Origin of the sequence: Streptosporangium sp. NPDC050284, from assembly GCF_044459525.1 — a bacterium.
Classification (GTDB): Bacteria; Actinomycetota; Actinomycetes; order Streptosporangiales; family Streptosporangiaceae; genus Streptosporangium.
Genome location: NZ_JBITIZ010000009.1, coordinates 310,344 through 331,556, shown reverse-complemented (window position 1 = coordinate 331,556; position 21,213 = coordinate 310,344). Strand labels below are relative to the sequence as shown.

The window sequence follows — 21,213 nt, the reverse complement described above, 5'->3', positions numbered from 1 at the left end:
GCCCGCGTGCCGGAGAGGCGGTTTCCCGCGGCTCCCTTGATTCGTCCGGTCATGACGCCTCCTGTCCGGAACGGACCCGTGGATCGATGGCGGTGTAGAGCATGTCGGCGACGATGTTCGCGATGACGATCGCCACGGTGATCAGCAGGAAGGCCCCGCCCATCAGCGCGTAGTCGCGGTCGGTGATGCTGTTGAGCAGCAACAGGCCGAGCCCCGGGTAGGTGAAGATTCGCTCGATGAAGATCGCGCCGCCGAACAGCAGACCCAGCGAGAGCGCGAGGATGGTGAACAGCGGCAGGATCGCGTTGCGCGCCACGTAGCGGAAGATGACGCCGCGCTTCATGCCGCGCAGCTCGGCGGCGAGGATGAAGTCGTCGCCCAGCACGGTGACCACGCTCGACTTCATCGCCAGGATCCAGCCCCCGTATCCGGCCAGCGCGTAGGTGAGGATCGGCAGCGTGGCGTACTGGATCAGCGAGCCGATGTAGGGGGCGTTGAGGCCGGGTTCGAGCGTGACGTCCGCCGTGCCGCTCGCGGGGAAGATCGGCAGCAGTGTCGTGAAGACCGCGCTCAGCAGCAGCGCGAGGACGTACTGCGGCAGGCCGTGCAGCAGCGAGCCCGAGACGGCCAGGATGTCCCCCAGCTTGCTCGACCGCTTGATCGCCGCGTAGACGCCCAGGATGATGCCGACCGCGAAGCTGAGCAGGGTTCCGATGAGCACCGGCAGGATCGTCCACGTCGCCGCCGAGGCGAGCAGGGTGGTCACCTCCGCGCCGGGAACGCTCAGCGACTGGCCGAGGTCGAGGTGGAGCAGACCTCTCATGTAGTCGACGTACTGCTCCCACATCGTGCCCTTCGGCATGAACCCGTACAGCACCGCGACGGCGCGTTCGGCCTGGTCCGGCGACATGCCCTGCTCGACCAGCTTCTCGTAGCGGGCCCGCATGGGGTCCCCGGGGATGTTCCTGATGATCACGAAGCTGATCGTGGTGACCACCAGGATCATGGCGAGCCCACGGACGAGGTGGCCCGCGAGGCGGCGTGCGATGACCCTCATATCTGGCTCTTCCTCTTGATCATGCCCAGCTGGAGCCAGACCCCGGAGGTAAGGCGCAGCGCGTCGCTGTCGTCGCCGGGGAATCCGGTGAAGCGGGTGGTGTTGACGACCTGGGTGTTGACGTAGTCCCACAGCTGAATCACCGGGAGGTCCTGGTTGGCGGTCCTGGCGAGGGTCGAGACGATCCCCCGCTGCTCCGCCTCGGGCACGGAGTTCAGCTTCACCGCCAGCTCGCCGGGATTGACCCTGCCCACGCCCTTGACGTCGATGATCTCGGCGCCGCCCATCCAGTTGCCCTCCGTGCCGGGGGCTACGTGCTTGAGCCTGCCGCCGAAGAGCTGCCAGCCGTTCTGCGCGCCGTACAGGCGCTGGAAGATGTTGTACGGAGCCGGGCCGAGCGCCACCAGCCAGAAGCCGAGGTCGTACTTCCCTGCCGCCATCTCCTCCAGGTAGAGCGGGTAGTCGGCGGTGGTGACGACCTCCGCGTCGATCCCGGCGTCGTTGAGCTGGCTGGTGACGGCCTTGGCGCCCGCCAGCCAGTCGGAGAAGGAGGCGGGCACGTTGATGGTCATCTTCCAGGGGCTGCCGTCGGGCATCGTCCACCTGCCGTCGACCTTTCTCATCCCCGCGGCCCGCAGCTCGCTCTCGGCCCTGGCGGGGTCGTGCCGGTAGGGGTCCAGAGCGGCGAGGCCGTCGCCCAGCCACGCCTTCGCGGCCTCCTCGTGCAGGCCGGAGGTGGTGACCGAGGCGGCGCCACCCTCGGGGGAGGCGACCTTGGTGACCTGCGCACGGTCGATCAGGTACGCCAGTGCCCGGCGTACGTGCACGTTGTCGTAGGGCTTCCTGGACTGGTTGAACGCGAGTCCCATGCTGACCGGCGAGTATCCCCTCACGATGGTGTTTCCCGGGGTCTCGGTGATCCGCCGCATCACCCCCGCGGGGACCGCGGTGAACGGCGCGTTGTCCAGCCTGCCGGAGACCAGATAGTTCCAGACCTGCTCGTTGCCGGTGTAGTTGAGGATGCGCACCTGGTCGGCGGCGACGTTGGCCGCGTTGTAGAAGTTCTCGTTCTTGACCAGCAGCGCCTCGCCCGGGTTGACGCGCTTCAGCACGAACGGCCCGGCCGAGACGTCCCTGGGCGGGGCGAAGGAGATCACCTTGTCCGCAAGGCTGGTGATCCCCGCCCGTGCCACCTCCGCACCGGGGGCGTCGCTCTGCGCGAGCTTCAGCTTCTGCCAGAAGTCGGCGGGCAGCACACCGCGCCAGACGTGTTCCGGGACGATGACGGTCTCCATGACGCTGCGGACGAAGGAGGAACTCGGGTTCTTCGCCGCCTGGGTGATCTTGATAGTCCGATCGTCCACGATCTTGATGTCGGAGGCCGTACCGGCCGCGGAGGGGTCGAGGGCGTAGGCGGTGCCACCCTGGGTGTAGGCCAGGCCGATGGAGAACCTCACGTCCTCCGCGGTGATCGGCTCGCCGTCGGACCACTTGCCGTCCGGGCGGAGTTTGAGGGTGATCGAGGACTGGTCGGAGGGGATCTCCCAGCTCTGTGCGACCCCCGGGTAGAACCGGTTCGGATCGGTCAGGTGATTCTTGGTCCACCCGAGCCACTCGGCGTTGAATCCCCGGAAGGCGTTGCCCTTGGGGTTGTACGGGTTGACCGGCGCGTTCGCGTCGATGCCCGGCTTGAGCGCGTCGATCGTGGTGAAGACCTCACCGGCGGAGCTGGCGGAGTCGGCTGTGTTGCCGCCGCACGCCGCGGTGGCGGCTGCGAGGCAGAGGGAGACCGCTGCCGCTGCTAGTCGCTTCATGAACGCTCCGTTGGGTGTTCTTCGAGGTCAGGGCACTAATACCGAGGTGTGGCGTTGTCCGGACAATACGTTCGCCCTGCCGTCGGCGTCAATTATCTCCACTCTTGTGATGCTCTCTGTAGCTTTCCTTCACCGGCTGCCCGCCGAGGCTTCACCCCGCGCCGATCATCGTCGGCCCCGTGTGGAGCGGGCGATCCGGTCCGCACGGCGAAGATCCGGCCCGCGTGGGGAGGGGGGGCGATCTCACCGGGGCGTGAGGCCGCCCAGCGGCCCCGGACACGGCCCCGCCCGGAAGGCACGAAGGACACAGCAGGCCGCGAGACACCAGAGCGGGGTGAAAGTTACACCCTCTCGGCGAGGATCGCGCAGGTCAGGGCCCTGCGGATACGGATGGCTTCCGGCCCCCCGCCCGGGACACCTAGCATCGGCCCGCAGCCAGGCGAGACCGAGGCGGGAGCAGAAGATGCGAAGAACGGCACGCGGAGGCGGCACGATTCTCACGGTTCTGGCGACCGCGATGGCGGCGGTCGTGACCCTGGGACTCCTGCTGGCGGGCACCGCGGTCCCCGCACAGGCGGCGGCCACCAGGATCATGGCACTCGGGGACTCCATCACCGGCTCCCCCGGATGCTGGCGCGCCCTCCTGTGGAACCGCCTCGTGAACGCGGGGCACACCGGCATCGACTTCGTCGGCACCCTGCCGCCCCAGGGCTGCGGCGTCGCGCACGACGGGGACAACGAGGGACACGGCGGGGCGCTGGTCACCAACGTCGCCGACCAGAACCAGCTTCCCGGCTGGCTCTCGGCGACCAGACCCGACATCGTGATGATGCACTTCGGCACCAACGACGTCTGGAGCAACCGCCCGACCGCCACCATCCTGTCCGCGTACGGCAAGCTGGTGGACCAGATGCGGGCGAGCAACCCCGACATGAAGGTCCTCGTCGCCCAGATCATCCCGATGAACCCCGGCACGTGCGGTGAGTGCGCGCAGCGGGTCACCGCGCTCAACGCGGCGATTCCCGGATGGGCCGCGAGCAAGACCACCGCGCGGTCACCGGTGATCGTGGTCGACCAGTGGACGGGCTTCACCACCGGCTACGACACCTACGACGGGGTACACCCCAACGCGTCGGGCGACCAGAAGATCGCCGACCGGTGGTTCCCCGCGCTGGCCGCCCTGCTCGGCTCCGGGCCGACCACCACCCCGACCCCGACGATCACTCCGACGCCGACCGTCACTCCCACGGCGGGCGGTGGTTGCACCGCCGTCTACCGGACGGCCAACCAGTGGTCGGGCGGCTTCCAGGGCGAGGTGACCGTCAAGAACACCGGCCTGGTGGCCATCAACGGCTGGACGGCGAACTGGACGTTCACCGGGCGGCAGATCAACCAGGCGTGGAACGCGACCGTGACCCAGCCGGGAGTCGCCGTCTCGGCGCGGAACGCCGCCTGGAACGGCTCCCTGGCACCGGGCGCGACCACGGTCTTCGGCTTCCTCGCCTCGGGGCCGGGCTCCCCCGTCCCCGAGGTGTCCTGTACGGCCGACTGACCGGCGGGCCCCCGCGGCCCCTCGCGAGGGGCCGCGCAGGACGCCGACCGGCGCGAACACGAGCGGGTCCCCGGCCTCGGGTGCCCGCTCGTGTTCGCGCCCTACGCGTCCCGGCCCTGGCTCAGGGCGCCGGGAAGCCTCTCCAGCAGGCTCTTCAGATCGTCGGCGTGCTCCTCTTCCTGCGCCAGCAGGTCCTCGAAGACGCGCCTGGTCGTCACGTCGTCGTTGCCGAGCCAGTTGACGATCTCCGTATAGGAGGCGATCGCGATCCGCTCCGCGACCAGGTCCTCCTTGACCATCTCGATCAGGTCGAGGCTGTCGTCGTACTCGGCGTGCGAGCGCGCCGCCAGCGTCTCGGGGACGAAGGTCCCGCAGACGCGGACCATGAACGGTGAAGAGCTCTCGGCCGACCACGCCTGGGCCGCCCTGCGCGAATACGGCCGCTGGCATCTGGTCCGCGACTCCTTCAGCAGGTTCAGATACGGCGAGGGCATGACCAACGCCAGGGCCCTGGCGTTCCAGATCTGCCTGTCGATCATCCCCGGCGCGATCGCGCTGGTCGGGCTGAGCTCGGTGATCAAGCAGGAGCATCCCGGCGAGGTGCTGGAGCTGGTCCTGAGCAAGCTCGCACCGGGGGCGGGGGTGGAGGCGGTCAAGGACGTGCTCTCCGACAGCCACCGGCAGGCGGGCCGTACCGGGGGTGCCATCGCGCTCTGGCTCGGCCTGGCCACCGCCGTTTCCTCGCTGACCAGCGCCATGGCCCAGGTGGAGCGGGGGGCGAACCGCATCTACGGCGTAGAGCGGGACCGCCCCTTCCACCGCAAGTACGGCAGGGCCCTGCTGATGGCGCTGACGGCCGGCGCCTTCATGACCGCCGGTTTCGTGGTGATGGTCGGAGGCGGCGCCATCGGCAGGGCCCTGGCGCAGGTCTACGACTGGAGCGACGGCGCCAGGGAGGCGTTCGACCTGGTGCGCTGGCCGCTCGGCTTCCTCCTCGCATTGCTGTCGACCTCGGTGTTGTTCCGCGCCGCGCCGCGCAGGAGACAGCCCGGCCACACCTGGCTGGCGTTCGGCGCCCTGGTCTCGCTCGTCCTGTGGACGGTCTTCACCCTCCTGCTCGCCTTCTACACCGAGAGCAGCGGCACCTTCGGTGCCACGTACGGACCGCTCACGGCCGTCATGGCGCTGCTGCTGTGGTCGTTTCTCAGCTCGATCGCCCTCTTCCTGGGGCTGGCGTTCGCCGCGCAACTGGAGGCCGTCCGCGCCGGGCGGGCGGATCCCGTACATCCCGACCCCGGCCCCACCGCGGCCGAGGAGCGAGAACCCCTGGTCGGCGCGGCGGGTACGGCGGCCGTCACGATCGCCAGGACGCTCGTGGGAGCCCTGCGCGGGCGCCGGCGGGAATCCGGGAACGGGCGCCCCCGCTCGTAAAGGCCCGTCCGTAGAGGCCCGTCCGTAGGCGACCCGTTTCACGACGACCGGCCGCTCCGCCCTCTCGCCCCACTCCGGCCTCGTCCGGGGCACCACGCGATCACCTGGGGATCTCGCCGCTCCCACGGTGCCCCATGTGGCGGCGTCTCCGGATGCCCGAGCGTGATCTGCAATGCCAGGCGTGACATCGGGATGCCCACTGCGATAGTCAACTCATCAATCAAGAGCCTCCTCAACCATAGTGAGATATATTCATGTGCGGATCCGAAGGGAGCGAGGGTGTCGGCACAGGAACGCAGGCTCGCGGCCATCGCGGCGGCATCGGCCGACGCCTTCCGGGGCGGCGACTACCACCAGGTGAGGGCCGAGGACGTCGCCGAGCGGGTCCGGCTGCCGCGGGGCACCGAGGGCGACAGGGGCCGCAGCGCCGTCTGGCTGTACAACGAGGTCAGGAGCCGGCGGGTGCTGGTGGCCCTCGCGGTCAAGCACGCCTTCGACGAGTTCACCTCGGGCGACGTCGCGCCCGAGCCGCCGCGCTCCCTGCTCGACGCGCAGCGCCTGGTCACGGCGGCACTGCGCAGGGTGGCGCGCTTTCACCAGGTGGAGCGCCTCATGCTGGCCCAGGTGCGCCTGGGCATCGGTGACATCTCCACCTCCGAGAAGCGCCCGTCGGCCGGGCAGAATCAGCCGGTGTGGGAGACGGCGGAGGTCTACGGCGCCACCGCCGCCACGGGGTGGGAGGGCCGCGTCACCGCGTACGCGCGATTTCTGGAGCCCCGGCTGGAGCTCGCCGCGCTCACGGTCGCCGTCCCGTCCGCGGGGTGGGCCGCGGCGAGTGCCGAGCGCCTGTCCGAACTCGCCTTCCGGTCGATGGCCGACGACCCCGAGGGAGCGGTGGAGCACCAGGCGACCGCGCTCTGCGCGCACTGGTTCGCCCGCGACCTGTTCCCACTGGCCGGGGAGTGGGCCGAGCGGCTGCACACCGCCGAACGGTCCGCCGAGCTCACCGAGCGGATGGACTCCGGCGGCCGTGCCAGGAGCCGTGCTCTGGAGGTGGTCCTGCAGGTGCTGCTCGACGGCAGCCCTCTGCTGGCGCGGGCGGCGGAGGTCGGCGGCGAGCTGGCCGACCTGCTGGCGGCCGGTGACTTCGACCCGCGCACCCTGTGCGACGTGACCAGCAGGCAGGGCATCGCCCTGCTGCGCCTGGGCGACCTGCCGGGCGCGAGGTCGTGCTTCGAGCGGTCGCTGCGGGTGGCGGGCGAGCTTCCCGCCTCCGCGGACGCGACGTCGCTCGGCGCGCGGGCCCGGCACAACCTCGCGGAGGTGCTGGTGGAGGCCGGCCGTCCCTGCGAGGGCCTGCGCGAGCTGACGAAGGTGAGCGAGCAGCGCGTCAAAGGTGTCCCCGCCACCGGGGTCGCCCCGGCGTGGCGGGGGTTCACGCTCACCCGGCAGGCGATGGCCAGGGCCGCCTCCCGCGCGGGCCGGATCGTCACCGGCGTGACCCTGGCCGAGGCGACGCTCGCCGACCGCGAGCAGCGCCTCGGTCCCGACAACGTCAACACCGCCTCGGCCAGGGTGACCCTCGCCGAGGCCCTGCTCGCGGCGGGCCAGCCCGCGCAGGCGCGTCACCACCTGACCGAGGCGCTCCGGCTGCGGACGCAGCACCTGCCGCCCGAGGGCTACTGGCCCCAGTACGACACGGTGCTTCTGGCGGAGATCGAGCTGACCTCGGGGTTCCCCGCACAGGCGGTGCGGCTGCTCACCGGGGTCACCGTCACCACGGAGTGGTTCGCCCGGCAGGTCTCACCCCGGCTGGGCGCCGAGGCGACGCTGGTCCGCGCCATGGCCCTCACCGCCTCGGGCGAGCCCGCCCAAGCGCTCGCCGCCCTGCGTACGCTCCCGGCCGAACGACCGGTGCGTCGCGCCCAGGCCGCCGCGCAGCTGGCCCTGGGCGACGCGGCCGGGGCGGCGCGGGTGCTCGCCTCCCTCGCGAAGGACGAGCGCGACATGGACGACGACTTCCCCGGCCAGGCCGAGCGGCTGCTGCTCGCCGCCCGTGCCGCGTACGCCCTCGGCCTGGAGGACGAGGCGGAGGCCACGAGCGCGGCGCTCGTCGCCATGGGAGAGGACGTGCTGGACGCCTCACACCCGCTGGTTCTCGCCGGGCGCCTGGAACTCGCGCTGTGCCGGATGGGCTCGGGAAAGGTGGAGGAGGTGGCGCCCCTGCTTGCCCCCCTGCTCGACCGCCGCCCGCTGGCTCACGGCCGCCCGCCCCTGGGCGACGGGCACCCGCTGCTGGCCGAGGCCCGGTCCGTGGCCGCGCGGGTTGGCGAGCCCACGTCAAGCACCCCGGAGGACCGCCTGTGGGAGGATGACTGACCGTGCCGTCCCGGCCTGTCCGGTGGACCCGTCGGTCACGGTTCTCCACGACGGGTGCCACGCGACCCCGTACGGTGGACTCGCCTTTCCCCACGGCTGGACCCAGCGGGTCGGCCAAGGTGGGTGAGCGTGCTGGCCAGGTCGTCCGCCGCCTTGGGCCAGAGCGGGTCGTCGTCGGAAACGGCCTCCAGGAACAGGCCGAAGTGCCCCGCCGCCCGCTCCAGGTCGGCGGCGCTGCCGTTGGCGATCCCCCTGCTCCGCAGGAGCCCGCCCAGGGCGAACGTCGCCTGGTGTGTGGCCGGGTCGCCCTCCGGCAGGTGGGGAAGCACGTCTTCGAGCAGGGCGACGGCCTCGCCGAGATCGGTGCCCGCCCCCGGCCGGGTGGCGCGCAGAGCCAGCGTCGTGCCCAGCCGGTAGCGCAGATAGAGGGCCGACCACCTGTCGTCGCACTCGCGCAGGGCCGCCCTGAGCCTGTCTACCGCGAGGTCCAGGTCGTAGGGCACGCCCCGGTCCGCGTGGCGGCTCAGCAGCAGCTCGGCGAGGGCCTCGTGGTCGGCGGCGCTGAACCAGGCGTTCTCCTCGCGAAGGTCGTCCGCCTCACAGAGCATGGTGATGGCGACGTCGCGATCGGCGGGATCCCCGAACTCCTCCCAGCGGATCTCGTGCACCCGTCCCACCAGGGCGAAGGACCATTGGTCGCAGTCGTGGGCGAGGAGCCAGCCCGCGTGTTCGGCCGCCTCGTCGAGATCCGTCCGGCTCGCGGTGCCCGGGAAATTCTCGTCCGCGCACCGGCGCAGGATCGCCTGGGTGAGCTCCTGGCGCCATCCGGCCTCGCCATAGGTGCCGTCCATCTTCGCCCGCAGGGCACGCAACCGCGTGACCTCATCCCCAGCCATGCCGGATCTCCCTTCCAAGCCTGTATGAAACTATATAAAAAGAATCCTCTCTTCCTTGTGGTAAGTAAATAACTGTCGCCGAAGGGGAAGCCGGACGGTGACAGCGCGGCGCGACCGGCTCCTGCGGGCGCAGGCCCTGTGCCATGCCCCTGTTCGCGCAGGGCGACCACGTCGACCGGCTCCTGCAGGCACGGGCCCTGTGCCGCGTCCGGCTCGCCCGATCGGCCCGGCCGCCCGACGGCGGCGAAGAATATTTCCGGCCGTCACAAAAATTTTCCACCCTCCGATAACGATCAGGCTCCGGAGGGGTATCGCGCGAGAGTCCGTTAGGAGACGAAGAAGCGTATTCCCAGGCCACCGGCCGCACTCCGAAAGGTTTCGGATATGCTGCCGGGCATGCCAGGTAAGCCCCGGGTGACGATCGCCCGCATCGCCGAGGAGGCAGGTGTCTCCGCACCGACGGTCTCGAAGGTGATCAACGGCAGGGCCGAGGTGTCGCCCGAGACCCGCAAGCGGGTCGAGCGGCTGCTGCGCGAGCACGGCTACATCCGGCGCACGACCGGTTCCGACGGCCCGGCGGGCCTGATCGACCTGATCTTCGCCGAGTTGGAGAGCCCGTGGGCGATGGAGCTCGTCCGCGGGGCCGAGAAGGCGGCCGCGGAGGCAGGGGCCAGCATCGTCATCTCCGTCCTGCACACCCACGCGGGCCCCGGTCGCGACTGGCTCGACCGGCTGGCCGCCCGCCGCACCGACGGTGTGATCATCGTCGGCTCCCACCTCTCGGCGCAGCGCTACGACCGGCTCAACTCCCGATCGATCCCCTTCGTGGTCGTCGATCCCGAGGGCGAGCCCGCTCCCGGGGTGGCCTCGGTGGGCGCGACCAACTGGCAGGGCGGCCTGACCGCCACCCGGCATCTCCTGGAGCTCGGCCACCGCAGGATCGGCATGATCGGCGGTCCGCCCGACGTGCTGTGCAGCCGTGCCCGCATAGACGGCTACCGTGCCGCGCTGGAGACGGCGGGGGTCGAGGTCGACCCCGCGCTGATCCTGCACGGCGACTTTCTCGTCGGCTCCGGCCACGACCACGGCCACACCCTGCTCTCACTGCCCGACCCGCCCACCGCCATCTTCGCCGGCTGTGACCTGCAGGCCTTCGGCGTCTTCGAGGTCGCCAGGCAGCGCGGGTTGCGCGTCCCCGACGACCTGAGCGTCGTCGGATTCGACGACCTTCCTCTCTCCAGGTCCGCCTGGCCGCCGCTCACCACGGTCCGTCAGCCTTTGGAGGAGATGGCCTTCGTCGCCGCCCGCATGGCCCTGGGCATCTCCCGTGGTGAGTCCCCCGAGCCCCGCCGGGTCGAGCTCTCCACCGACCTCGTCATCCGCGAGAGCTCCACTCCCCCGGCGGGCTGACGCGACCTCTCGCAGGTTCCCGCCGTCCGCCGGGCCCGGTCGCGGACCGTCGTCCCCGTCGGGGGAGCGATCGTCTCCGCTTGGGAAGCATGGTCGCGGGAGGGGCGCCCGGGATCTCCTCGCGATGATTATGACGTGCCTCTAATTCATCGAATCCAGAGATGAATTAGCACGATATTTCATATGATCTCGCGATAATGCCTCTCCTGTATTACCTTTCCTCGTGTGACTCCTCCGCTCCCTGAAGGGAGCGGCTTCTCGTTAAGCCGCTTGCGCGACATCGCGAAGGGCAAGCCCTGCCCTGAGAATGTTCTTGGCCGCGTTCACGTCGGCGTGCGCGACGTGTGCGCACCGCCGGCAGTGAAACTCGGCCTGGGTGGGGCGGTTCTCCTTCGCAACGTGGCCGCAGGCGGTGCACGTGCGGGAGGTGTTGGCGGGATTCACCGCGATCAGCTCTCGACCGGCGCTTTCAGCCTTGTGCGACAGGATCGTCAGGAACACCCCCCAGCCCGCGTCCAGGATGCTGCGATTGAGACCGGACTTGGCCGCCACGTTGCTGCCCGGTGCTTCGAGCGTGCCGGAGGCCGAGCGGGTCAGGTTCGCGATCCGCAGGTCCTCGTGCACGATCACGTCGTAGTCGCCGACCAGCGCGAGGGCGGCCTTGTGCACGCCGTCCAGGCGCTGGCGGCGGACCGTCCCGTGCAGGGCGGCGACGCGGGCCACCGCCTTGCGGCGCCGCGCAGAGCCGCGTTTCTTGCGGGCGAGGTCGCGCTGGGCGGCGGCGAGACGGTCGGCGCAGGCAGCCAGGTGGCGCGGGTTGGCCAGGTGCTCACCGTCGGAAGTGGTGACCAGCGACGCCACGCCCAGGTCGATCCCGACGGAGGCGCCGGTCGCGGGCAGAGGCTCGGCGGGCACGTCGTAGCGGATGCTCGCCTTCGCCTTCGCCTTCGCCTTGGCGTAGGCGGTGCGGCGGTGCTCCAGCGCGGCGTTGTACAAGGCACGGTGATCATCCAGGCAGGCCGTCAACGCGACGGCCTGGCGGGCGGTGGGGCGCAGCAGGAACTTCAACGACCTACGCACCACACCCCCCTCGCTCGAACCTTTGTTCCCACCGTATCGAACACCGGAAAGAGGCGACGCGGAATGCGTGAACCCGTCAGGCCACTACACGCTCGGGTCTGGGTGGCCCTCCCGCTCCCGATTCCCCCGTCGCCTGAAGACGACGGTTTCTTCGGGAGGAACTGATGGTGACGCTGCCCTGCGAAAAAACCCGGCGATAGACCATTACATCCGGTATGTGGCTGCCAGCGACGGGGGAGAAGCCCATGGCCGCTTCACGATGGAGAACCACCCGCCTCGCGCTCGCCGTACTGCTCACCGGCGTGCTGCTCGCGGGCATCGTGGGCACTGCGGGCACCGCGACCGCCACGACAGGCGCGAACATCCCGGTGGGTGCCTCCGCCGCGAGAAGCCTCGACGACATCAACGAGGACATCCGCAGCGCGCGGTACGTCATCAACCGTTTCTGGGCGACACACTGGTCGGATTTCTTTCCCGGCGGGTATTCGCCTCCGCGCGTTCTCGGCGCGTACGACGGCGCGTGGGGCAACACGCCGACATGCCGGGGATACCCCCTTCCCGATGACAACGCCCTGTACTGCTGGCCGCCCTACGACTTCGTCGCCTGGGACGTCGACCTCATGCGAATGGGATACCGGCAGGGCGACGCCTGGGTCTATCTGATCATCGCGCACGAATGGGGTCATGCCGTCCAGGCCCGCATCCCCCAGCGCCTGCTGTCCCGGCAGCTCGAACTCCAGGCCGACTGCCTCGCCGGAGCCACGCTCTTCGGAGCCGCGGAGGACGGCATCCTGTTCTTCGAGACCGGCGACACCGAGGAGATCGCGGCGGCCCTGCGGGCACACGCCGACGACACCCCCTGGACCGACGTGAGCGACCACGGCACCGCCGCGCAACGCCTGGGCGCTTTCAACCGGGGCGCACGCCAGGGCGTGGGGGGATGCTTCGCGTGACGGGGATGCTTCGCGTGACGAGGGCGAGGACGATCCCGGCTCACGACCACCACAGCACCCGGCTCACCGCCGGGTAGGACCCCGGCCCGGATGACGGAGGGGTCATCTGGGCCGGGGTCGTGAAGCTCACCCCCCGGTCCGCGTGCGGGTCTCCCCTCCCGCACGCGGACCCCGGCCCGCGCGAGTCCCCTCCTCCCCGCGCGGGACGCGAATCCCGCCCCCACCACCGCGCTCCCCTCCCCGAGGGAACCGGCCTCCCGGTTCCGTACGGGAAGCGAAGGCTCAGACGCGGATGCTCGCACGTTCCATCAGGGCGGCCAGACGGCCGGCCCGTTCGATGTCGCCGGCGTGCACGGAGGCGGCTCTGGCGATCTCCAGCGGTTCCATGGCCGCCGGGAGGCGGCCCGCGTCCATGAGAAGGTCCGCCCACTCCCCCGCCACGGCGGCGAGGTAGCCGTGGTCGGCGGCCTGGACGTCCTCCGACAGGGTGAGCCGGCGGCGGATCGTCACCGACTCCGCGTAGGCGGCGATGGCCTCCTCGCGTCTGCCCAGCGCGGCGAGCAGCCACCCGAGGCCGTGCAGCGCGGTGGCGAAGGCCACCGCACCGGCAGGCGGGTTCTCCGTGGCGAACCTGCGCCGGATGGAGACGGCTCTCGCGCTGTGGAGCACGGCCTCCTCCAGCCGCCCCAGCGACGCCGTCCGCTGGGCCAGGGTGTGCAGCGCCATGGCGAGACCGGGCTCGTGCGCGACCGGGTTCCGCGCGGCGAGATCCCGGTAGATGTCGACCGCCTCGCGGGCGGCGTCCAGGGCGGCCTCCGGCCTGCCGATGCGACCCAGGTCGCAGGCGAGGCCGTTCAGCGAACCCGCGAGATGGGGCAGGTAGTCGTCGGGACGCGCCAGCGCCAGCTCGCGCCTGACGGCCACCGCCTCGCAGCCCACCTCGACCGCCTCGTGCCTGCGGCCCAGCCTGACGTACCGCGTCGCCGCCCCGGCCAGGCACAGGGCCAGGTCGGGAAGGTAGGTGTCACGGTCGTCCGCGGCCAGCCACCGGACGACCGCGAGGGCCTCCTCGCTCGCGGCGAGCGCCTCCCCATGACGCCCTGCCGCTCCGAGCACGCTGGAGCGGCGGCTCAGCGACAGGGCCCGACGGCGCTCGCGCTCTGCGGACGCACCGCCGTCCTCCACCTTCACCACGGTCTCACCGGGGTGCTCCGGTCCGCGGACCGGAAAGGGGTGACGTCCATCCCTTCTCCTTGAGCATGAGAACTCTCCTTGAACTTGAACGGTGTCAACGGGATCCACCTCGCCTCCTTTCATCGAACCGAGCCCGTCGGTGACGATGACCAGATCTTCAGCTGTTTTGGAACGCTCCGATTTCGGGGGTGACGACTCCCCGAGGGGCTTCTCGCCCCTAGACGAGACCTCGCGCGGAAACCCACCTCGTCCCGGCGGGAAACCCTCTGTCCCGGAAGTCGAGGAGGGCCCCGAGCCCTTTCTTCCCCGGAAGCGTTTCCGCCTCCCGCGGGCCGTCCGGCAGCACCTGCCAGACGGGGTCGCGCCGGATGACCGGCCGCTCCCTTTCCGTCTCCCCTTCGGCGACCGGTGTCCAGAGCGTGCGGACGCCGTGGTCGTTGACGAACCGCAGGTGGGTACGGCACCCGGGGCAGCGGATCCCTCCCGCGCCGAGGTCCTCGCGGCGGGCGGTGAAATAGCCGTACTGGTCCACCCCCCGTTCGTTCCACGACAGGTCCATGTGCCGGTCCCAGTCGACCTTCGTCGCGCGCCTGCCCTTGGGAGCGCAGATCGGGCAGGGCACTCGCACCTCGTCCCAGAACCGTGAGGACGCCAGGTCGGGGTCGCGGTGGCCGACGTTCCTCACCACCCCGGTGACGGTTCTTCTCCCGCCCCCGAGAGGTCTCCGGACCTGCGGGACGGTGGTGATCGGATCGGCGTGGTTGACGAGCCTGGCGAAGCGGTCGGCGTGAGCGTCGCTCAGGAGGGGGACGCCCAGGACGGCACGGGCGGTGAGGTGCTCCATCCGCCGGATGCCACCCGAGGGGCGGGCGGCGTACGCGGAGGTGATCATGGGAGGTGTGGAACCGCGCGGCAGCAGCCACAGCGTGGCCAGCAGCTCGCTCACCGTCCAGAACGATGCGAAGTAGTCCGGGGTGGGATGGACGATCGCCCTGCCCGTCGTGACGATCTCGTACATCAGCCGCGCCACGCCCTCCCACATCTGCTGCCGCGTGACCACCTCGGCCGGGTAGGAGTACTCGCGAGGCGACACCATCCGCACGGTGACCGAGTGGGCCTTCTCGAAGGCCTCGCGCCACTCCCCCGCCTCCCGCCGGCGCTCGCCGTGGAAGCTGAGGAAGTAGTCGGCCGGCTCGTCGAACATCCAGTAGTGCGCCCGAGGTTCGGGCAGGCGTGGCGCGGGTGTCCTGACCGCGCCCAGCACGCGGCGCAGACGCCGCTCCAGCCACACGCCCAGCTCCGGGTTTTCCAGAATCTCACCGTGGACGGGGGCGTGGCTGGCGCGGGTCAGCACGTTGCGCGGCAGCGGGGTGCGGCTGAGGACGATGCTGCCGGGGTCGAGTTTGGCGCGCATGTTGAAGGCCGTGTAGACGTCCTCCGGCCCCTCGACCGAACAGTCCCACACGACGAAGGTCGACGCCCGCTGCGCCGCGAGCGCGGTGGTCTGGCCTGCGCCGGGAAGAGCGACCGCGAGGCGAATCCCCAGCCTCGCGCAGATCGGCCGTATCCAGTTGTCCAGCAGGTCGTGACCGCCGTCGGTCGGCGGCACGAAGGCCGTCATGGTGGCGTTCACGCGACCGCCCCGGCCGATCCCACGCGACCGTCCCCCTCGGGACGCACGACCGGCACGTTCTGTGCGTCCCGTACGGCGAGAAGTGCCCGCGGTACCGTCCCGGCCCGCGGCCGGCGGTGCGCCCGGCCCGGCTCAGGTCCGTGGCGCCGGTGTCCTCTTCCGAGGTGCGATGTGATGCCCATCCGATGTTCTCCCCCTGGCGTGCACTCCATGGACGACGATCTCCAGCCCCGCAGGGCCGCGGCATCCCCTCGTGCGGTCATCCGTCCAGGTGGGTTTCCAGGAGGGTGACCAACTCGATGACACCGTGGAAGGGGACGGGCTGCGCGGAGTCGTCGGACGCGACCGTCCCGGCGATGTGACCGGTGGCGGTCCTCTGGACGTCGATGGTCAACCGCATTCCGGCCTCCTTCTGCGGCACCGCTCTCCCGGCGCTCTGGCGGCGCCCACGGTAGTCGCCGGGAGAGCGGAAGGCGTCCAGGTACCACCCCTACGGATGGCACGACGGACCTTGACATGCCCGCTTCACCCACACCGGCCCGGCCGCGCCGCCGGTATGCCGCTCCCGCGAGCCGGGTGCCCGGTCCCGGCTGCCGGTCAATCCCCGGGGTCGGACAGGACGGCGCGGAGCTCGATCCGGTTGGTCACGTTCAGCTTCGCGTAGATGCGGTTCAGCTGCGTCTCCACGGTACTGATCGTCACCGAGCGCCGCTGCGCGATCTGACGGGTCGTCATGCCCTCGCAGACCATCGCCACGACCTCGCGCTCGGCCCCGGTGAGGCTGCCGAAGGCGGCGTTGGGGCCGTCCACGGAGAGCCTGAGCTCCCCGGCCGTCTTCAGCGCGAGGGCGGCGTAGGCCGCGGCGCCGGTGCGGTTGAAGGCGACCAGTGCCCGCCGAAGCAGCCGTTCCGCCTCGGCGTGACGCCCCCTGGCGTGCTGGGAGCGCGTCATCACCAGGTCGATCCTTCCCGCCTCGATCGGCAGACCCACCTCGCGGGCGAGCGCGAGGGCCTCCTCGCACTCGCGTACGGCGCCCGTGTGGTCTCCCCTCGCCGCGGCGATCTGGCCCCTGACCCTCGCGATGGACATCAGGGTCGAGCGGCGCCCGCTGGAGGCGGCCCTGTCGCTGAAGACGCCCAGCGCGGCCTCGGCCTCCTCGACCCGGCCCAACTGGGAGAGCGCGTCGGCGCAGACCGGGCCGAACAGGTGGGTTCCCGGCTCCAGGGAGTCGTAGTGCGACTCGATGGCCTCGGCCGCGCCGAGCAGCCGCCGGGCGTCCCCCTGGGCCTGGGCGATCGCCGCACGCGCACCCGCCGCGTAGGCGAGGCTCACCCTGCTCTCGACGATCGGCGCCCACTCCGCGGCCTGGCGGGCGTGCTCGCGCGCCTGGTCCCACTCGCCCCTGGCCGCCTGGGGGAAACACGCCAAGGAGTGCAGGAGCGCGTAGTCCCAGACCCGCTCGTTCTCCTCGGCATCACCGACGGCGAGCCTGGTGAACTGGACGGCGTCGTCGAGCCTGCCCCGGCGGTACTCGACCTCGCCCAGGAAACCGAGTGCCTGGCCGACCCGCAGCGCCTCGCCGCGCGTGGCCCGCGCGACGCCGTCACGCAGGTCGGCGGACGCGCCATCGAGATCGTCGGTCCACAGCCGGATCATCCCGCGGGCCACCAGCCCGTCCAGCCCGGCCACCGACCCCGGCAGGTCGGCGTCCGTCAGGGACGCCAGCGCCTCCTCGGCCCGTCCGGCCAGGGTCCAGCCCAGGGACCGGGCGAACCAGGCGAACGCGCGCACCCATGGCTCGTGACTGCCCGCCGCGACGGCGGCCGTGCCGTACTCGACCATCTCGGGGTAGGAGATCTCGACCACCCCGATGATCGCGAGCTGGGCCGCGATGCGCGCCCGCAGGTCGGCGGGCGCGTGCGGGTTCTCCGCCCCGTCGCGCTCGGCGGCGCCCAGCGCCTGGACCAGCAGCAGCTTCGCCTCCGCGACGCGCCCGGAGATCAGTGCCTGGTAGCCGGCGACGTAGTCGCGCCAGGGACCCCGTGGCGCGACGAGGATCTCGCTCTCGTAGCGCCGGGCGACGGTGGCGTCGCCGGAGACCAGCAGGGTCTCCACGGCCGTCAGCAGGCGGGCCACCCTGTCCGGTCCCGGCGGTGTCAGTTCCACCGCGTGGCGGGCGTACACCGCGGCGAGGGGAAGCCTGCCCCGCGCCAGCAGGAACCGGGCCTCCTCCTGGGCCAGCTCGGCGAGCTCGCCGTCCGTACCGCCTCCGGACGCCGCGATCCCGTGCCACAGCGCGCCGGGGCCACCGAGCAGTGCGGCGCTGCGGTGCAGGGCGCGGCGGCGCTCGATGCCGGAGTCGTAGTAGATGCCGTCCCAGACGAGCAGGGTAGTGAACGCGAACTCCTGCCCCGCCGTCCCGGGGATCTCCTTCACCAGCCCGGCGCCGACGGCCTCCGCGAGGGGGGTCGTGGCGTCGGCGACGCCGGCCAGGGCTCGCAGGTCGGTCAGGCCGAAGCGGCGGCCGAGCACCGCCGCCGCACCGACGACCTCGCGGGTACGGCGGTCACACGACGCCAGCCTCGCCACGACGGCCTGCGTCATGCCCCGAGGGGCGGGCAACGGGCCGTTGCCGAAGTTGATCGAGTGCATCTCCACCTGGTCCAGCAGGAGGAGTGAGTGCAGCGCGTTGCCGTCGGTGTGCTCGTGCAGCCTTCTCGCGCCGGAGGGGGTGAGCCCGTCGTGGCCGGTCGCGACGGCGAGCCGCACGAGATCGTCGGCGGGGAGCCCTTCGACCTGGAGCAGGCGCCCCTGTGGCGAGTCGAAGATGCGGGCCCAGCCCTCGTGGAGTTCCAGGCGGGGCGCGTCCGGCACCGCTCCCGTCGCGTACCCCGGAGCCTGGTGGACGACCAGGAGCATGACCTGGGCGTTGCGCAGGCGCCGGGCCGCCAGGCGGAGCGCGGCCATCGACTGCCGGTCGCCGCAGTGCGCGTCGTCGACGACCACGATCAGCGCGTCGGCGGCGGCGAGTTCCGCCGCGAGGGCCTGGCCGATGAAGGCGGCCTCGGCCTGGCCCGCCAGCGTCCTGGCGAGCACCGGGGTCGGCAACTGCTCGGCGATCTGCTCCAGGACGCCCCACGGGTGGGCGAGCGCGTCCTCGTCACCGAAGGCGCGAACGGTCCGCACGCCGGGCACGGTATGCAGAAAGCGCTCGACCAGCTCGGTCTTGCCGATCCCGGACGCCCCTCGGACACCCACGATCCGCGCGTCACGGCGTCCGGCCTCCCTCCACGCCTCCGCGAGAAAGTCGAGTTCCCGCTTCCGGCCGATGAACAGCGGAGAGGTTCTGCCGTACAACGCAGCGCTCCCTTTTCACGATTCACATGTTCTTGACGGCGATTATGGGTCAGAAATCAACCTGGCGGCACACATTTCATCTGAAGATTTCTCACGAAACGGATTCGAGCAAATTTCACGCCGCTCGCCGGGCCTCGTGGATTCTCCCTGCTCTCGCGGACGCGGAACGCCTTCGGACGCAGGCCGCGACCACCCGGACACCCCGGTCCTCACCGCCCGGCGGGTCCGCGACACCCCTTCCCCTCGGCTCTCCCTCGGCATTTCCCGAAATGGGAGCGGTCCATCTTCGACAAAGGTGCGACAGCCCGCGGATACGGCCGACCGAAAGAGGACGCGACCATTGATTACCTCCCCCGCGAGACGCATTCCACGATTCCCGCGCCGGGTAAGTGCTTGATGACATAAAGTGGTCAACACCTCGCATATTGCGCGATACGTCACATGGTGAACACCGAGTGCGTCTCCCGGCCACGGTCCGGCACCCCTTTTCGGACGCCTGGACACGAGAGCCCTCCCTCCCCCTCCCTCCCCCGGTGCCGCACAGTCGCCCATCATGAAAACCGTTCCCATTTTTACAATGGGCTCCCTCCTCCGTCACCTTCGACGCCGTCTTCGGTGAGATCGGCGACATCGCGAAGATCTTCGGTGTCCCGGAGCGCGGCGAGAACGTGGCGGCCGACCTCACCCGTGGCGGTGACGGCGACAGCGCCGAGGCCAAGATGGGCTTCCTGCGCTCCGATCCCGTCGCCTCCCGGCTCACGGCGGTCAGGAAGAACCGTTTCATCGTCCCTCATCCTCGGTCTGGGATCGGGGGCCGCGGCCGTCCTGACGGCGGGCGCCTTCGCCTCGGCGAGCTGGAACACCGTTGTTCTCTGCGCGGCGGTGGCGGGGATCGGCCTGGCGGTGTGCTGGGCCACCTCCCCCGCCCTGGACGCGCTGGCCTTCGGGCGCGAGATCGCCGCCTCACTCGGCGTCGCTCCGGGCAGGACCCGGCTTCTCCTGCTCGGCGTCCCCGCGTTCGCGGTCATCATCCGCAAAAGGAGCACCCGGTCGTGAGGAGCCGGAAACTCGGGCGGTCGGCGCGGGCGTCTCAGAAGGAGGGCGGCAGGGCCGACGACAGCATGTCGAAGCGGCGGTCGCCCTCGTACAGGGGCGTCTGCGTCTGCGTCGAGGGGGACGCGGGCAGCGGGTCGTACAGGGGTGTGGGCGTCGGGATCGGGGTCGGCGCGGGAAGGGGCGGGGGCACGGAGCTCAGCGACCTGTTCCCGCTCTCGTACAGGACCGCGTACAGCCCGCTGATCAGGCGCCGCACGTCCTGCTCGGGGCGGACCACCAGGCGCATGAACTGGCTGGTCATACCGAGCTTGTTGCCGCACTCGCGGACGAACAGGTTGTGCTCGTCGAGCAGCTGGTCGCGCAGGGCGGCGCCGTCCCTGCCCCCGGGAAGCCGTACCAGCAGGAAGTTGCCCTGGGAGGGGAAGACGGTGAGGCCGGGGACCCGGGTCAGCTGGTGGCGCATCGACTCGCGGTCCAGGGCGACCAGCCGCAGACTGTCCAGATACTCGGACATGTACCGGCGGATCATGAAGACCACGGTCTCGGCGAAGGAGTTCAGGTTCCACCTGGGCAGGGCGCGCCGCACCCTGTCCGCCAGGGCGGGGTTCGCCACCATGTAGCCGAAGCGGATGCCGTGCAGCCCGAAGTTCTTACCGAGGCTCTTCAGCACGATCACGTTCGGCCGTATCGCGGCCTCGTTCGCGACGCTCGGATACGGCTCGGCGTCGACGAAGTCGATGAACGACTCGTCCACCACGACCAGGTCCAGGTCGACGAGCCTGTCGAGCAGGGCGATCACCTCGTGGCGGCGCAGGTAGCCCCCGTCGGGGTTGTTCGGGTTGCAGATGACCGCCACCCGGGAGCCGCGATGCCTGACGAAGTTGACGAAGGCGTCCACGTCCAGCGCGAATCCCTGGTTCTCCGGCAGCGGATACATGTCCACGCGCTTGCCGGTCTCCATCGGCTGGTCGGTCCAGCGGCCGAACGTGGGGATCGGCACCGCGAGACTCTCCCTGACCAGCAGGTGGTCGATCCAGGTGAGGAGTTCCGTCGACCCGTTGCCCATCACGACGGTCTGCGGGTTCAGGCCCAGCACCCCGCAGAGCTCGGCGGTGATCGTGTCGGCGTCGCTGGGATAGAACTTCAGGATCGTACCGAGGTTGCGCTCCAGGACACCGAAGGCCTCCGGGGTCGGGAAGTACGGATTGCAGGGGATGCAGAAGTCGACCAACTCCTCCGCCCGCTCCGGCGCGGCCCGGATGAGCGAGAAGTACGACGGGCTGTGCGCGGCACTGTGCGCTCGGCGGTGGGTGGAACCGGCCAACTGGGGCCTCCTGCTGACGGATGTTCACGCCTCTGATACCCCCAGCTACGCACCTGGATACGGGCTGGTTCAGCGGG

General features: G+C 70.8%; 16 protein-coding genes. 6 read left to right on the top strand and 10 right to left on the bottom strand.

All coding sequences use genetic code 11. The features are described from left to right. Positions 1–49 precede the first annotated feature (49 nt). Both ACIBH4_RS22690 and ACIBH4_RS22685 read right to left on the bottom strand, forming a co-directional pair. Positions 50–1,057: an ABC transporter permease gene (locus ACIBH4_RS22690; protein WP_362511355.1), complete on the bottom strand. Its 1,008-nt coding sequence runs from the start codon at positions 1,055–1,057 to the stop codon at positions 50–52. Then, positions 1,054–2,871, bottom strand: coding sequence for an ABC transporter substrate-binding protein (locus tag ACIBH4_RS22685; RefSeq protein ID WP_362511357.1), 1,818 nt, complete (start codon positions 2,869–2,871; stop codon positions 1,054–1,056). The genes ACIBH4_RS22690 and ACIBH4_RS22685 overlap by 4 nt, the downstream gene beginning before the upstream one ends. 463 nt (positions 2,872–3,334) lie before the next feature. On the opposite strand from ACIBH4_RS22685, the gene ACIBH4_RS22680 reads away from it, so the two are divergent. Beyond that, a complete protein-coding gene (locus tag ACIBH4_RS22680) occupies positions 3,335–4,423 on the top strand; it encodes a cellulose binding domain-containing protein (RefSeq protein ID WP_362511360.1) in 1,089 nt (362 codons plus the stop codon). A 101-nt stretch (positions 4,424–4,524) separates the two neighbouring features. Here the strand turns inward: ACIBH4_RS22680 and ACIBH4_RS22675 are convergent, their stop codons facing one another. Then, positions 4,525–4,809 carry a ferritin-like domain-containing protein gene (locus ACIBH4_RS22675; RefSeq protein ID WP_362511363.1) on the bottom strand — a complete coding sequence of 95 codons (285 nt, stop codon included), beginning with the start codon at positions 4,807–4,809 and terminating at the stop codon, positions 4,525–4,527. On the opposite strand from ACIBH4_RS22675, the gene ACIBH4_RS22670 reads away from it, so the two are divergent. Further along, positions 4,808–5,854 carry a YihY/virulence factor BrkB family protein gene (locus ACIBH4_RS22670; protein ID WP_362511366.1) on the top strand — a complete coding sequence of 349 codons (1,047 nt, stop codon included), beginning with the start codon at positions 4,808–4,810 and terminating at the stop codon, positions 5,852–5,854. The two genes, ACIBH4_RS22675 and ACIBH4_RS22670, sit on opposite strands and share 2 nt — an antisense overlap. Positions 5,855–6,133: 279 nt before the next feature. Next, positions 6,134–8,233: a tetratricopeptide repeat protein gene (locus tag ACIBH4_RS22665; RefSeq protein ID WP_362511369.1), complete on the top strand. Its 2,100-nt coding sequence runs from the start codon at positions 6,134–6,136 to the stop codon at positions 8,231–8,233. 35 nt (positions 8,234–8,268) lie between these two features. Here ACIBH4_RS22665 and ACIBH4_RS22660 read toward each other — a convergent pair whose 3' ends face one another. Continuing rightward, a complete protein-coding gene (locus ACIBH4_RS22660) occupies positions 8,269–9,129 on the bottom strand; it encodes a hypothetical protein (RefSeq protein ID WP_362511372.1) in 861 nt (286 codons plus the stop codon). Positions 9,130–9,525: 396 nt separating this feature from the next. Here ACIBH4_RS22660 and ACIBH4_RS22655 point away from each other — a divergent pair, with 396 nt between their 5' ends. Then, complete coding sequence (locus ACIBH4_RS22655) at positions 9,526–10,539, top strand: LacI family DNA-binding transcriptional regulator (RefSeq protein WP_362511375.1); 1,014 nt, start codon at positions 9,526–9,528, stop codon at positions 10,537–10,539. Positions 10,540–10,800: 261 nt separating this feature from the next. On the opposite strand, the gene ACIBH4_RS22650 is transcribed toward ACIBH4_RS22655, so the two are convergent. Then, a complete protein-coding gene (locus ACIBH4_RS22650; RefSeq protein WP_362511378.1) occupies positions 10,801–11,619 on the bottom strand; it encodes a transposase in 819 nt (272 codons plus the stop codon). A 245-nt stretch (positions 11,620–11,864) separates the two neighbouring features. Between ACIBH4_RS22650 and ACIBH4_RS22645 the strand changes: the two genes are divergently transcribed. Next, entirely contained in the window at positions 11,865–12,572 is a 708-nt protein-coding gene (locus ACIBH4_RS22645) for a neutral zinc metallopeptidase (protein ID WP_362511381.1), read from the top strand. A 282-nt stretch (positions 12,573–12,854) separates the two neighbouring features. On the opposite strand, the gene ACIBH4_RS22640 is transcribed toward ACIBH4_RS22645, so the two are convergent. The 4 genes from ACIBH4_RS22640 to ACIBH4_RS22625 form a co-directional block, all read right to left on the bottom strand. After that, on the bottom strand, positions 12,855–13,766 hold the full coding sequence (locus ACIBH4_RS22640; RefSeq protein ID WP_362511384.1) for a tetratricopeptide repeat protein: 912 nt from the start codon (positions 13,764–13,766) through the stop codon (positions 12,855–12,857). 217 nt (positions 13,767–13,983) lie between these two features. Continuing rightward, positions 13,984–15,399: a hypothetical protein gene (locus ACIBH4_RS22635; RefSeq protein WP_362511387.1), complete on the bottom strand. Its 1,416-nt coding sequence runs from the start codon at positions 15,397–15,399 to the stop codon at positions 13,984–13,986. Positions 15,400–15,658: 259 nt separating this feature from the next. Then, positions 15,659–15,799 carry a hypothetical protein gene (locus tag ACIBH4_RS22630; RefSeq protein ID WP_350946273.1) on the bottom strand — a complete coding sequence of 47 codons (141 nt, stop codon included), beginning with the start codon at positions 15,797–15,799 and terminating at the stop codon, positions 15,659–15,661. A gap of 197 nt (positions 15,800–15,996) precedes the next feature. Further along, positions 15,997–18,756 carry an AAA family ATPase gene (locus tag ACIBH4_RS22625; RefSeq protein WP_362511391.1) on the bottom strand — a complete coding sequence of 920 codons (2,760 nt, stop codon included), beginning with the start codon at positions 18,754–18,756 and terminating at the stop codon, positions 15,997–15,999. Between the two features lie 441 nt (positions 18,757–19,197). Between ACIBH4_RS22625 and ACIBH4_RS22620 the strand changes: the two genes are divergently transcribed. Next, positions 19,198–19,812 carry an iron chelate uptake ABC transporter family permease subunit gene (locus tag ACIBH4_RS22620; protein WP_362765429.1) on the top strand — a complete coding sequence of 205 codons (615 nt, stop codon included), beginning with the start codon at positions 19,198–19,200 and terminating at the stop codon, positions 19,810–19,812. A gap of 34 nt (positions 19,813–19,846) precedes the next feature. Here the strand turns inward: ACIBH4_RS22620 and ACIBH4_RS22615 are convergent, their stop codons facing one another. Continuing rightward, the gene (locus tag ACIBH4_RS22615; RefSeq protein ID WP_362511397.1) at positions 19,847–21,136 is read right to left on the bottom strand and encodes a histidinol-phosphate transaminase; all 1,290 of its coding nucleotides are present in this window, start codon (positions 21,134–21,136) and stop codon (positions 19,847–19,849) included. Positions 21,137–21,213: the final 77 nt, after the last annotated feature.

Excerpts from the sequence above, each read along its gene's own strand:
- ACIBH4_RS22645 (WP_362511381.1), top strand. The coding sequence starts at position 11,865 with ATGGCCGCTTCACGATGGAGAACCACCCGCCTCGCGCTCGCCGTACTG.
- ACIBH4_RS22655 (WP_362511375.1), top strand. The coding sequence starts at position 9,526 with ATGCCAGGTAAGCCCCGGGTGACGATCGCCCGCATCGCCGAGGAGGCA.
- ACIBH4_RS22675 (WP_362511363.1), bottom strand. The coding sequence starts at position 4,809 with ATGGTCCGCGTCTGCGGGACCTTCGTCCCCGAGACGCTGGCGGCGCGC.
- ACIBH4_RS22685 (WP_362511357.1), bottom strand. The coding sequence starts at position 2,871 with ATGAAGCGACTAGCAGCGGCAGCGGTCTCCCTCTGCCTCGCAGCCGCC.
- ACIBH4_RS22630 (WP_350946273.1), bottom strand. The coding sequence starts at position 15,799 with ATGCGGTTGACCATCGACGTCCAGAGGACCGCCACCGGTCACATCGCC.
- ACIBH4_RS22690 (WP_362511355.1), bottom strand. The coding sequence starts at position 1,057 with ATGAGGGTCATCGCACGCCGCCTCGCGGGCCACCTCGTCCGTGGGCTC.
- ACIBH4_RS22670 (WP_362511366.1), top strand. The coding sequence starts at position 4,808 with ATGAACGGTGAAGAGCTCTCGGCCGACCACGCCTGGGCCGCCCTGCGC.
- ACIBH4_RS22680 (WP_362511360.1), top strand. The coding sequence starts at position 3,335 with ATGCGAAGAACGGCACGCGGAGGCGGCACGATTCTCACGGTTCTGGCG.
- ACIBH4_RS22660 (WP_362511372.1), bottom strand. The coding sequence starts at position 9,129 with ATGGCTGGGGATGAGGTCACGCGGTTGCGTGCCCTGCGGGCGAAGATG.
- ACIBH4_RS22620 (WP_362765429.1), top strand. The coding sequence starts at position 19,198 with ATGGTGAACACCGAGTGCGTCTCCCGGCCACGGTCCGGCACCCCTTTT.